The organism is Chitinophaga niastensis (assembly GCF_003014755.1).
Classification (GTDB): domain Bacteria; phylum Bacteroidota; class Bacteroidia; order Chitinophagales; family Chitinophagaceae; genus Chitinophaga; species Chitinophaga niastensis.
Genome location: NZ_PYAW01000003.1, coordinates 904,626 through 917,856 on the forward strand (window position 1 = coordinate 904,626; position 13,231 = coordinate 917,856).

General features: G+C 43.7%; 10 protein-coding genes. 4 read left to right on the top strand and 6 right to left on the bottom strand.

All coding sequences use genetic code 11. The features are described from left to right. Positions 1 to 269 precede the first annotated feature (269 nt). The 4 genes from CLV51_RS18255 (at position 270) to CLV51_RS18270 (ending at position 3,866) form a co-directional block, all read left to right on the top strand. Positions 270 to 1,958, top strand: coding sequence for a DNA polymerase/3'-5' exonuclease PolX (locus CLV51_RS18255; RefSeq protein WP_106529481.1), 1,689 nt, complete (start codon positions 270 to 272; stop codon positions 1,956 to 1,958). Beyond that, the gene (locus CLV51_RS18260) at positions 1,955 to 2,650 is read left to right on the top strand and encodes a PrsW family intramembrane metalloprotease (protein WP_106529482.1); all 696 of its coding nucleotides are present in this window, start codon (positions 1,955 to 1,957) and stop codon (positions 2,648 to 2,650) included. The genes CLV51_RS18255 and CLV51_RS18260 overlap by 4 nt, the downstream gene beginning before the upstream one ends. A gap of 76 nt (positions 2,651 to 2,726) precedes the next feature. Then, positions 2,727 to 3,362, top strand: a complete 636-nt coding sequence (locus CLV51_RS18265; protein ID WP_106529483.1) for a DsbA family protein — start codon at positions 2,727 to 2,729, stop codon at positions 3,360 to 3,362. 9 nt (positions 3,363 to 3,371) lie between these two features. After that, positions 3,372 to 3,866, top strand: coding sequence for a GNAT family N-acetyltransferase (locus CLV51_RS18270; protein ID WP_106529484.1), 495 nt, complete (start codon positions 3,372 to 3,374; stop codon positions 3,864 to 3,866). Between the two features lie 203 nt (positions 3,867 to 4,069). Here CLV51_RS18270 and CLV51_RS18275 read toward each other — a convergent pair whose 3' ends face one another. The 6 genes from CLV51_RS18275 to CLV51_RS18300 all read right to left on the bottom strand — a co-directional run bounded on the left by CLV51_RS18275 (position 4,070) and on the right by CLV51_RS18300 (position 13,230). Further along, complete coding sequence (locus CLV51_RS18275; protein ID WP_106529485.1) at positions 4,070 to 5,449, bottom strand: di-heme oxidoreductase family protein; 1,380 nt, start codon at positions 5,447 to 5,449, stop codon at positions 4,070 to 4,072. Between the two features lie 8 nt (positions 5,450 to 5,457). Beyond that, positions 5,458 to 6,534, bottom strand: a complete 1,077-nt coding sequence (locus CLV51_RS18280; RefSeq protein WP_106529486.1) for an imelysin family protein — start codon at positions 6,532 to 6,534, stop codon at positions 5,458 to 5,460. A 27-nt stretch (positions 6,535 to 6,561) separates the two neighbouring features. Continuing rightward, the gene (locus CLV51_RS18285) at positions 6,562 to 6,996 is read right to left on the bottom strand and encodes a QcrA and Rieske domain-containing protein (RefSeq protein WP_106529487.1); all 435 of its coding nucleotides are present in this window, start codon (positions 6,994 to 6,996) and stop codon (positions 6,562 to 6,564) included. A gap of 25 nt (positions 6,997 to 7,021) precedes the next feature. Then, on the bottom strand, positions 7,022 to 8,272 hold the full coding sequence (locus tag CLV51_RS18290) for a hypothetical protein (RefSeq protein WP_106529488.1): 1,251 nt from the start codon (positions 8,270 to 8,272) through the stop codon (positions 7,022 to 7,024). A gap of 274 nt (positions 8,273 to 8,546) precedes the next feature. Next, a complete protein-coding gene (locus CLV51_RS18295; protein WP_106529489.1) occupies positions 8,547 to 11,030 on the bottom strand; it encodes a Calx-beta domain-containing protein in 2,484 nt (827 codons plus the stop codon). Between the two features lie 31 nt (positions 11,031 to 11,061). Further along, positions 11,062 to 13,230, bottom strand: a complete 2,169-nt coding sequence (locus CLV51_RS18300; protein ID WP_158267057.1) for an OmpA family protein — start codon at positions 13,228 to 13,230, stop codon at positions 11,062 to 11,064. Position 13,231: the final 1 nt, after the last annotated feature.

The window sequence follows — 13,231 nt, forward strand, 5'->3', positions numbered from 1 at the left end:
GATCGGATTTACAAAATGTAGTTATAAGGATCCTGGCATTTTTGCCAGGATCTTTTTTTATTGTCTTACTCAGGATCAGGCTGATTATACTGATTACCCCGATTAATTTTTTTGATTATAAGAAGATTAGCGGAGACCAAAGCGAATAATACCCGCTCTGATCTCCGCTAATCTTTTTAATCTCTCAAAATCAAAAAAATAATCGGGGTAATCAGTATAATCAGCCTAATCCTGCGCAAGAAAATCTGTTAAATCCGTAATTTCACGCCATGGATAATTACACAATAGCAGATAACTTCTCCCTACTCTCCAAATTAATGGATATCCACGGAGAAAATAGCTTCAAAGCCAAATCCTTCGCCAGCGCGGCGTTTACTATAGAAAAATTACCCACACCACTAAAAGATACTCCCCGGGATGAAATATTCCGGATCAAAGGTATCGGGGAATCTACCGGTAAAAGCATCCTCGAAATGCTGGACACCCAAAAATTTACCCTGCTGGAACATTATATCGGCATCACGCCCCCAGGTATCCTGGAAATCATGAAGATCAAAGGACTGGGACCCAAAAAAATAGCCACTATCTGGAAAGAACTGGAAATAGAATCCATGGGGGAATTACTTTACGCCTGTAATGAAAACCGCCTGCTCCTGCTCAAAGGATTCGGCGAAAAAACACAGGAAAGTGTTCGCCAGAATATCGAATTCTATCTCTCTAACCGCAACAGGTTTCTTTACGCAGAAGTAGCTACAATCGGTGCCGATCTGGAAAAACAATTGCAACAAATCATGGCACCCGCTGCTGTATCTTTAACCGGTGCCTTCCGCCGCAACAGTGTGATCATAGATGAGATTGAAGTGCTGATAGCCCTGCCAGTAGCCGATGTACAGCAACAAATAGCATCGCTGCCAGGCTTTACACTCACCACCGCTAACGATAAAAATCTGGTGTGGAAACTGGATGATAAAATAAAAGTAATCACCCATAGCTGCGAACCCGCTGATTTTTTCTCCCAACTGTTTATCACTACGGCGGCTCCCGCTTTTATGGATAAATTCAATGCCGCAGGAGGTGCCGCACACCTGCACGCCGCCGCATCAGAAGAAGCCATTTTCAGCGCTGCCGATATGGATTACATCCTCCCCTGCTTACGGGAAGGCATACACGAAATTGAGCAGGCACTCCATCAACAGCTGCCGGTACTCATTGTTACCAGCGATATCAAAGGTATTATCCACTCCCACAGCCAATGGAGCGATGGTGTGGCTACCCTGGAAGAAATGGCTGTTGCTGCAAAAGAACAAGGCTTTGAATACCTGGTAATCAGCGATCACTCCCGCTCCGCCTTCTATGCAAACGGGCTGCATATCGAAAGAGTATTGGCACAACACACACAGATAGATGAACTGAATAAAAAAATGGCTCCTTTCCGCATTTTTAAGAGCATTGAAGCCGATATTCTGAATGATGGTGCATTGGACTATCCGGATGAAATACTGGCCAAATTTGACCTTGTAATTGCATCTGTACACTCCAATCTTAAAATGACAGAAGAGAAAGCCATGGCCCGCTTACTCAAAGCCATAGAAAACCCATATACCACTATACTGGGTCATATGACCGGCCGTTTATTGCTAAGCCGCAATGGCTACCCGGTAAACCATAAAGCCATCATCGATGCCTGCGCTGCCAACGGTGTAGTGATAGAACTCAATGCACACCCCCGCCGTCTTGATATCGACTGGACCTGGCTGCCGTATGCACTGGAAAAAAATGTACTCATCTCCATAGATCCTGATGCACACAGTATTCAGGGCTTTCATGATATTCACTTTGGTACCCTGGCAGCACAAAAAGGCGGCGTCACCAAAGCAAACAATCTTAGCAGTTTTACTGTTGACATGCTCGACAATTATCTGCAACAACGGAAAAAACAAAAAAACATCCTTTCATGATCCTGCTGGCATTGGCTGTAGCTCCCGGATTTGCTATCTGCCTGTTCATCTACGCCATGGACAAATATGATCGTGAACCCATTGGCTTATTACTGAAAAGCTTTTTGCTGGGCATGGGCTGCGTGATATTTCCATTAATCATCCAGGCCCTGGCAATGACCGTCGGCATGAAAGAAAATAATGGTACTATCCTGGGCACCGCCACCTTTGCCTATGGCATTGTAGGCGTATCAGAAGAACTGGCCAAATTCCTGGTGCTGCTCTTCTATGCCTACCCTAAAAAGGCTTTCAATGAACCAATGGATGGGATTGTGTATGCCGTTATGATAGGAATGGGCTTTGCTACCCTGGAAAACATCGCCTACGTTGGCCGCTTTGGATTCAGCACCGGCGTGGCACGTATGTTCCTGTCGGTACCCGCCCACGCTACCTTTGCCATATTAATGGGATACTACACCGGCCTCGCGAAATTCATTCCGCAAAAAAGTGAATCACTACTGCTGCGTGCTTTGCTGGTGGCAGTGTTCTTTCATGGCACATTCGATTTCTTCCTTTTCCTCGGTAATAATATCTTCCTGATGGGCGCTTCTCTGATTACACTCCTCATTGCAGGAAGACTATCTGTCAGGGCTATACGAAAAGATAGTGCATTGTCTAAAAAACTATTTGAGCAACGGGAAAAGGACGGTTAGCTTTTAGCCGTTAGCTTTTAGCTTTTAATTATCTTTGGTACACAATAGTTAATAGCTAATTGCTAAAAGCTGACTCATGAGATTCATATATGTTTATGATCCGCTCTGCGGCTGGTGCTATGGTTTTACACCGGTGGTGCAGGAATTGCAGCAACTCAGTAATGGCAACATGGAATTTGACATCCTTTCAGGCGGCATGATCATTGGCGATAACCGTCACCCTTTTTCCTCCATGGCCGCTTATATTCAAAGGGAACATACCAATGTGGAAGAAATGACCGGCGTAAAATTCGGGGCCGCTTTCCTGAAGAAACTACTCCCCTCTGCCGAAATCATGGACTCGGAAAAACCCAGTATAGCGCTCACTGTATTCAAACAATATCAGCCGGAAAATGCCATCAGCTTTGCCCACGATATGCAGGTAGCACTCAACTATAATGGGCAGAGTCTCAATAACGACAGTACTTACAAAACATTAATAAAAAAATTCAACTTACCGGAAGATGAATTCATCAGTCGCCTGCACGATGAACATTTCCGCTACGAAACACAACAGGAATTTCAGCTGATCCAGCACTGGGGCATCACCGGATATCCGGCAGCGATACTGGATACCGGCAAACAACTTTATCTCTGTGCCAGAGGCTTCACTACGCTTGACAGATTACAACAAACCATCGAAAATATCCTTCGGGAAAATAACAGCTTATAATTTATAATAATGTACAGGATTAAAGCGGCTACAGTAGCAGATATTTCCACTATCCAGGAACTGACGGATAAAATATGGAGGCCTACCTATCAGGCTATTCTTACACCGGAACAGGTTGAATATATGATCGGGATGATGTACAGCACAGATTCCCTTACCAATCAAATGGTAACGCTTGGTCATCGTTTCCTCCTGCTGCTGGATGAGGACAAGCCCATCGGTTTTGCGGCTTACAGCACAACAGACACACCAGCTATTTACAAACTGCAGAAGATATACCTGGATCTCAGTTACCAGGGTAAAGGCGTAGGCAAGTTCCTGCTCCTGCAAGTGGCAGATCAGGTAAAAGCCCTCGGCGCCAACATCCTCGAACTGGATGTAAACCGCTTCAACAAAGCAAAATTATTTTACGAGAAACAAGGATTTACCGTGTATAAAGAGAAGAATACAGATATCGGCAACGGCTACCTGATGGAAGATTTTGTGATGCGTAAACCGTTATAAAAAAGAGCCCGGTAAGGATATACCAGGCTATTCCCAAGTTAACCATTAAAAGACACAACTCTTTTATGTAAAGTGTTTATATAATTATTATTAAACTCTACTTTATGTACGAGAAAGAATAACAGCCGGATTGAATAAGATAAAAAAAAACAGCATCTTTTATATTTTAATATAAAAGATGCTGTTTTTAAATTTATTGAAGTTTACAATGATTTTAAGAAGAGGACCAGGTTATCTCTTTCAGATGCAGATAATTGTATGAATTGCCGGCGGCTGGCAGCAGCCTCTCCGTCGTGCCATAAAATGGCTTCAGGGAGACTTCTGGCTCTTCCGTCGTGCAAATAGTAAGGAATCCCATTCGTTCTTTCAAACAACCCAATTCCCCACAGGACAGGTGTTTTCCATTCACTGCCCCCAGCCAGAAAATCAGGACGGCCATCTGCCAGACCGGCACCCATATCATGCAGCAACAGATCGGTGTAAGGATGGATACGTTGGTTGCTAAGCGCTTTAAAACGTACGTCCGTTCCCGTTTGTACAGTGGGAATATGGCAACTGGCACAACCTGTTTGTGCAAACAACACCTCTCCCTGTTTCACCTGTGGATCCGTTGTATTTCTGCGGGCAGGTACTGCCAGCGTTTTAATGTAAAACACCGTCGCGTCTAAAATAGTATCCTGCAATTCAGGGTCATCATTGCGACCATCATACTGCGGCTGGCCATAACTGCTTTCTTTGGGAAATACCCTGCTGGTAATACCCATGTCCTGCTGATAAGCAGCAGCTACCTGCGTAAGCAACGTAGCGGTATTGGCTTTCATCCCATAACGCCCCAGCAGCTTTTTCCCGGCAACAGGATCATATACATAGTTGGGCCTGCCACTGATACCTTTGTTATCACTGGCCTGCTGTGCAGCAAAGCCGATAATAGCAGACTCCGGAATCATATCCAGCAGCCCCAAACCAAAAAATGGCGGCGCCATACGGGCAGACAACATTACATTACCCGGTAAAGGCTGATAAGGATTCAGGAGAATGTACGCCGGTTTATGCAATACCGTAATAGTACCATCCGGGTAAATAACGTTTTGATCTGTATACACAATATTCACCTTCGCCTCCGGTTGTTTACCGTAAATAGCCAGGTCCTGCAATTGCAAGCCGAAGCCCGGAACCGGCAATGGGCCCCCATTTTCATCACTACCGGGAATGCTTACACGAACAAGCATGGAAGAAGTATTTAATCCTGTAGTAGGATTCCCCTTTCCATCGTTATGATGACAACTCTTACAGCTTACGTTATTGTAAATAGGCCCCAGTCCACTGTTAACAGGCGCAGGGGCAGTTACAAATGTCTGGTCCGACTGCTCATCGCCCAGATCATGCGCATGCTGATCGTTCGCATTAAGGCCGGGTATGGAATGCCCGAAAGCCTTGCTGGTAATATCAAAAACGGTCGACTCGCCTCCACTCAGCTGAGGATCGTAGCCGCTTTCATCGAAAGTGTCTGCTCTTCTGCACATCATCAATAACATGGGTGATGCCAGCAACAAAGCGACTACATATATTTTTTTAATTTGCATTGCAGGTCTTAATCGGTAATATTATCAACAACAAATTTTTTCAGCTGGGTATTCAACACTCCCTGCAGCTCATTAATAGCTGTCATCACCTGTGCACACTGCGTACGCTGGCTACCAATGGCTACTTCGTAAGGAACTGTAATTGCATTGAAGGAGTTGATGGCTGCCTGAAACTTTTCCTGCAGATCTTTGTCGAGTGAAGTGTTTTTTGCAGCTACTACCTGGTCTAAGCCTACGCCTTTGTTACCCAGAAAATTACCGGTGTAAACATTGTAGGCACCAATCAGGTTATTTTTAAAATCAGTTAATGAGTTACCACTAAAAGGAGATTCTACTTTCATACCATCTCTCTGATCAAATGGTTCTTTCATTTTATTATTGCCTACTTCTTCACAGATGCTTGCCATAGCGCTTACTACTGCTGTGTACACATCCTGTTTTTTGTGATAAAGTATGCCACCATTACCAGCTGTCAGTAATTTGGAACCATAATCTCCACCGGAAGGAATCCAGCTGGAAGATAATTGCTGACATACATTTTTCAGATCGAGGGTCAGACTGGTGATATACTTCATTTCGCGGGCATTAATATCTGCGGCTTTCCGTTTCCCGTCTGCTCCCCATAAAATGTATTCAATAGGATGATACCCTCTTAATGAAAGGGCCAATCCTTGAATATCAGTTATCTCAAGCGGATTGCTGCTGCTAATCACTGAGTCCAGCTGTACCCGGTCTACCGGCCAGGTATCCATACCTGGATCGAGGTTATCATCTTCCACAGGGCCAAATAAAAAACCTTCACACTGTTCCCAGGTGCTACGCATATCGCGCCAGGCCTGCTTTGCAGCAGCCAGGTTTTCTTCTGTTGGCGCGCCTTTAAAAATAGTTACCTTATCATTAAAAGTAGCTGACCGCTGCGCCAGATCGTTATATCCGGTTATCGCTGTTTTGTTAACAAAATCAGTAATAAAAGTATTTTTCAGTGTGTTGAAATCAGTACCCCCTTTATCAACAGTATCACTTTTGGAGCAGGATATGGCGCCTGTTGCTACCATTCCTATTAAGGCCAATGCTATCTTTTTCATATTTATATATGTGGGTTACGTATATCCTTATACGTGAATGATGAGATTATTTTGCTGTACTTCCGTTTTAAGTTGCAACAAGTGCGTAGCTGCGGGCCCTTTTTTTGCATTCCCTTCCTTATCAAACTGGCTGCCATGCACAGTGCACAGATAGCCGTTGCCCGTAGGCGTTAGCGGATTATGCTGATGCGTACAACGTAATAGCAACGCCTCGTAAGTATTGTCCGGCAGCTTACGCACAGCAATTTCATAGGCGTAGTTTTTAGGACTCACCATTTGCAACGGGGCAGTATCAAATAAGTTCAACGGCACTTCCACCTGGCTGCCATGCATGGCAGCACTGTAGCTTTTCATAGGCGTACTGCAGGACGACAGCAAATCTGCCATAGAAATACTCACCGCACCCACCAAACAAGCTTTGCAGGTATCTCTCAGAAAATTTCTTCTATTTATATTGCTCATAATAACAAACGTTGATTGTTGAACATTAAAAAGAATAACCGATACCGATGTTCAGGAAAGAATTATTGGTTTTGTAAGGAATACGCGAAGGGCTGGGATTAACTACCAGATCAGGGTTTTCATCGCCTGTATGCATCAATCGTACATCTGCCTTGATCACCACATTAGGAACAGGCAGGTAACCCAAACCAATGAGCAGATGCTGTTGTTTTTCTGTACCATCATAGATAGCGTTATAAGGAACAGCACTGTTCAGGTCAAACATTTCATAGCGGGCAAATACATTCAGCTGCTGATCTGCCAGGTGGTGGCTTTTTTCAAACAGGTTATAAGCACCTTCCAGGTAAGCACCATACATCGCTTTACTTGTGTTGCCGGCATATGCTTTATTCACCTGGTCTGCTTCCGGGAAAACAACGGATGTACCCAGTAATTTAACTGCAAAACCATTACGTGCATATTGTATATCAGCTTCGCCAAGATACAGCGGAATAGCACCCGCGCCATAGCTAAGCCCCAGGCTATCAGATTTTCGTTTATTTAAACCGTTAGTACCACCTGCATAACCAGCTACCTGGAACTTGAAATCCTGCCAGAAATACTGCACCGAAGCGGTAATGGCCAGGTTGTTGGCAAAAGCCCCCTGCCCTTCTGCACGGCCATCTTTAAAACCGGTACCATGTGTAAACGCGGCTGCATTCAAACCATTTACCAGCGCAATGCTATAGTTAACGGGTAAGTTCCGCAACCGGCCATAGAAGCCTATGCCCAGCTCACGCCAGGTAGCGGGGATAACAATCTGCTCTACCAACGGACGTTCTACACCATTAAAATTTACAGGAAGATGATTTTCATTGATGATGCCAATGCGGGGAATAAATAAGCCCGCTACCAGGTACTGACGAGGGTTTAGGTTAAAACGCAGATAAGCCTGTTCCATGGCTATTTCACCGGCAAAACCATTGTTCTCCTGCCCTATACCGGCTTTAGCATTCTCCAGCTCCATTTCGCTGAAAAAAGATATTTTGGCATTAAACTGATGCCCTACAAATAATACCGCACGTTCCAGTGTGGCAAAAGATAATTGTTCATTAAAATTTCTCTGGTAATAAGCAGATCCGTAACCGGAGATAACTGTTTTGTTTTTGGCGATACCTGCATTAAGCGAATCTTCATTGGTTTTTAAAACAAGTTGTTGAGCGGGTGTTAATTGTTGCGCACTAGCAAAAGACATTGCAAACAAACAACCCAGTAGCGTAGAAATGACCGTTTTCATTGCACAAATTTTGAATAATCGCGCTGATTAATAACTATCGTACACGGAAAAATTTCAGACAAAATCTGTTATCTGCTGTTTGCAACATTGAACATATTAATTATCAATATTTTAATTGCGGGATTCTTTATCCGCTACAGTTAATTTGGGAGAAACACTAATCAAAAGCGGAAAATCCATCAGCATCTCCATAAAAAAAATTCCCGCATAGCTAGCTATGCGGGAAAATAGGTGTGCCTGAAACGCGTATATCGGTTATTGATCCAAGCCGTTATTATTTAGCTGTAAGCACAGTTCCGTCGTCGTTGTCGTCATCATGGATGATAGCAACCGCTTTATTCAGTTTCAGCTCAGGTGAAATTTTCAACATGCCGGCATTGGATGCAGCAGTTGCATCACGCAGTTTCACTACCACCAGTGCATCTGGTTCCTTGATACGATCATTTACCAAAGCCACCTGGATATCAGTTTCACTGAAAGCACAGTCGCCCGTGATCTTCACCATATCGCCGTTCATGATCACATAGTCCTTACCGTAAGTAGCTGTACTGGATGAATCCACACCAAAGAAGATGTTGATATCGCTACCGGTACAATTGGTTTGTACAGATTGATCAGCTGCTTTTACCAGGATACATTTAAACATACTCACTGGTGCAGTAGCAGATTCGTTTGCATCTGTAAGCTTTACCAGCGTAATATATGCTGCCTGATCCTGTATGTATTGAGAAGCAGAGATAGAAGTTACGTCACCGTTGTAACCAACCACCGCTTCATTTTCTGCTTTGATTTCGCTTAATACCAGTACTACGGTTTCTGCCAGCTCAAAACGATTATCGTCTTTTACTTTTACATTCAGACTTGCAGTAGTAGCACCGCTGTCAATAGCAAAAGGCGCTTTAATGCTGCTTACAAAATCTACGCCTGGCAAGGCTGTTCCGTTACCAAATTTATACGTCAAACGTACCGGTTTAGAAGTAGCATTCACCAGCGGGGTATTATCTCTCTTAAATAATCCGGCAGAAAATACTACATCGGTATTAGGTTCAGCACCATTGCTGCCGCCAATAAATTTCACCATCGCCGGTTGATCCAGGATCGTTACTTCACCCTTGGCTTTGGTGAGATATAATTCAGATGCATCCAATACTTCTACGTGGAAAGTTTCTTTACCTTCCAGCAGGTTATCACTCTTAATAGGTATCTGAATAGTTTTAGAGATGATGGCGCCAGCTGCAAATTCAGAAGGAACAAAAGAAATAGTACCTTCTGTTACATCAAAGTCACTTGGACCTGCACCACCTTTATGCGGTATAGTTTTGTAATGCACGTTAACGGGCGTACGAACACCATTGCTTCTTAAAAAACCGGATAAGGTAATAGTCAGTGTAGCATTGGATAAGCCGTTCAATGGCTCAGAAACAGCAATATCATTAATAGATACGCCATGACTGATTTTGATGATACGGTTACCATCTTCATCGCCACCACCTGCTGCCAGGATTTCGCCGGAAGGGCTCATCACCAAAGAAGCCAGCGAGGTTTTAGCATCGTATTTACCCAGCTGTTTGTCGAACATCATTTCGCCATCAGGGGTCAGTTTAATTAAGCGATAACCTTCTTTGGTTACCACACACATCTCATCTTCTTCAGTGAGTAAAAGATGCTGGAAAACAGAACCTACATTCTTATTTACCACCATAGTGCCATCAGGCAGCAGTTTCACCACTTTACCGGTGTTAGCGCCGATGTTACCACCCGCAGCTACTACCTTACCGTTCTTGCCTACTTCAAGCGCATACAGTGCTGCATCTACTTCTTTATTAAATAACTCGGTGCCATCAGGACGTAACTTAACAATACGACCTTTATCTTTTTCTTCTGCACAGGCAAAGATCTGACCGAGGTCGTTCACTTTCATGGCATTAAATTTACCATCTACTGTGCTGTATTCTTTATCAAATACAACCTGACCTTCCGCATTCACTTTAGCAATACGGCTGGCGTTGCCTGTACCATAAGCGCCTCCGCCCATAGCCAGTACAGCACCGTCTTCCAGTAACAGCATCTTTTCAAAAGTAGCACCTGGTTTACCGAAAGAAAGCTCGTATTGTTTTTCTCCCTTACCATCTACTTTTACCATGTATGCCTTGCCCTGTCCATCGCCTACATCACCACCAACGGCAATAATGTTTTCATCTTCATCAATCAGCACATTTGTAAATACATTATGTGCACCAAAACCTTTGTCAAATTCAACTTTACCATCGGGCGACATTTTGGTGATGCGTGCCTGTGCAGGCTTGCTACCATCTACCCCAACAGTAATATAATTACCATGACGATCTGTAATAATCTTTGTAAAATAGCCACCTTGGCCATTTCCAATACTCTTATCAAATACCACTTCGCCGGTAGCCGATAAGCGGGTAATACGGGCATTGCCATAAGCAATGGTACCACCACCTACTGCCACCAGTTCATTTTTAGGCAGTAAAAGCAGATCCTGGTAGGCTACCAATCCGCCTTTATTCAATTTGGCATTATAAATAAGATTTCCTGTAGCAGATAATTTGGTAATACAACCATTATCTGATCCGCCGCCGATAGCAACAATAGCGTTGTTCTCCGCAATAGCCAGTTTCTTATACTGGTTTTTGGGAGCACTAAAACTCTTGTTGAACACAACAGGCATTTCCTGTGCGAAGGTTTGTGTACCTATCGCCAGTAAAAGCATTAGTGAAGCAATTTTGTTCATTTGTAATAGTTTGATATACGCAAAAAAATAGTTAGAGTATTTTAATTTCACACCTCCTGTTCACCCCTTGCAGCTGTATAAACATATCCCTGTCCGATTCAAGGTTATGCTGGTTTGCAACCAATACGGGGCGGGTAGATCCGAAATAATTGATCCTGATCTTGTCTGCATCCACACCTCTGCTCAGCAAACATTCCTGTATATATACCGCGCGATTTTTTGATAATGCCAGGTTGTACTTTTCAGTTCCTATTGTATCAGTATGACCACTTACAATGATGATCCGGTGTGGATTGGCTTTCCACAACTGGAAGATAGAGTCGAGCTTGCGCCACTCCTGGTCTTGCGGTACATAAGAATTCAGGTCATAATAAATAGCACCGGGTACCCGCCACAACTTGCCGGTAGCTTTCCTGGTGCTGTCGTGTTGCTGTGTGTAAGTGATGCTGTTATCAGGCTGACCGATATATTTTACGGAAGGTGCATTTCCATTGCTAACGCCCTGTTGCCAGGACATTTCCTGCGGATGACTGTTGGCAGCCTGGCTGGCAAATGCCGGAACAGCCATACTGTTGGCTACTGCAGGAGCAGCCATAGCGGTATTGGAAGGTGTACTTGTTTGCCAGGGAATCATTTCCGGTGAGCTGTTGGGCGTATCATTGGAATACTCCACAATCTTACGCTCCGGACTAACGGCAACGGCTACTTCTTTTACAGGCATCAATACAGCACTATCCACCTTCTTTTCCACAGGCAGATTATCATATTGTTTGCTACCTATTAAAGTCAGCTGCTGACGGCTATCCGCCTGATTCATGGTATAAGGCACTTTATCATCATCTTTTACCGGTTTGCCATTAGGCAGATCCAGTTGTTTCAAAGGATTTTTCTTCAGATTTAATACATAGATATGATCATTATCGTGCGCACCTGAACGATCTGACGTAAAATATAACAGCTGTCTGTTCTCATCCAGCACCGGATTCAGGTCATCAAACTGCGTATTCACCGGGTAAGGCAAGTGTACGATGCCTTCCTTAGGATCTTTAATATTGATCATGTATATGTCCAGTCCACCAAAGCCACGAAGACCGTTAGAGGAGAAGAATAACTTATCGCCAACCACAAACGGATACAATTCATTTCCGTTCGTATTTACCTCAGGGCCCATATTCACAGGCGTTTTCCAACGTTTTTCTTCTTTATCCCAGTCGGAGTAATAAATATCTGTACCACCCTGACCGCCAGGCATATCGGATGCAAAGTACAAACGTTTACCGTTAGGTGCAACTGATGGGTGCAGGAAAGAGTAAGAATCTGCATTTTTTCCCAGCTTCACCGGTACCGGTTTGCTCCATTGATCATGATCAGGCTGGTAAATAGCAAATAATAGCTGGGTACCATTGTTATAATTGATATAGGAATTCTTCTCATTCTTCACATCCGTAAAACGGTTGGAAGTATAAATAACCCGTTGTCCGTTATCAAAAAAAGAAGCAGGACCCACCTGCAATACACCGCGTAAACTGCTACTGAAAGGTTCAACACCATCTTCCGAAATCATATATAATTTGGAATTGGTGTAAAAGGATTGCGCTTCATTCTTCTTAATATCATTGGAAAGAAACACCACATCATTACGATATAATGCCAGTCCGTACTGATATCCCGGGAGGTTCAACCGCAAGCTGTCTACCTTTATATTCTCCATTGAGTCGCGGTTAAAGAAGGTATAGTAATCCTTCAGAGATTCCTGCAGATTGGAGAAACGGGCATTGTTCTTATAGTTATTGGCATATACCTCGCTGATCTCTTTAGCCCTGATAACCCTGCCGGTGCGTTTCAGCAAATCGATGTAGTTAGTTACATCCGTTACCAGTACATCTTTTGCTGGTTTGTACAGCAACTCATCATACAGGCTGATTGTTTTTTCAAACTGCCTGGTTTCAAAGTATATGCGTGCCAGTTGTAGTTTAGCCCTACGGGATACATCCTCCGCACTTCCATTATTAATTACTTCTGTACACAAAGCGATCGCTCTATCATACTCCTGTCTTTTGTACAGGCGCTCTGCTCGTTTTACCTTCGCCATACTACCCAAGCCCCCAATTTGTACATGATCTTTTATAAAACCGCAAGAAACAAAGAGGGAAACAATGCTCAGGAAAAGTATGAGGTATTTGAAATTGAATTTTCGCATA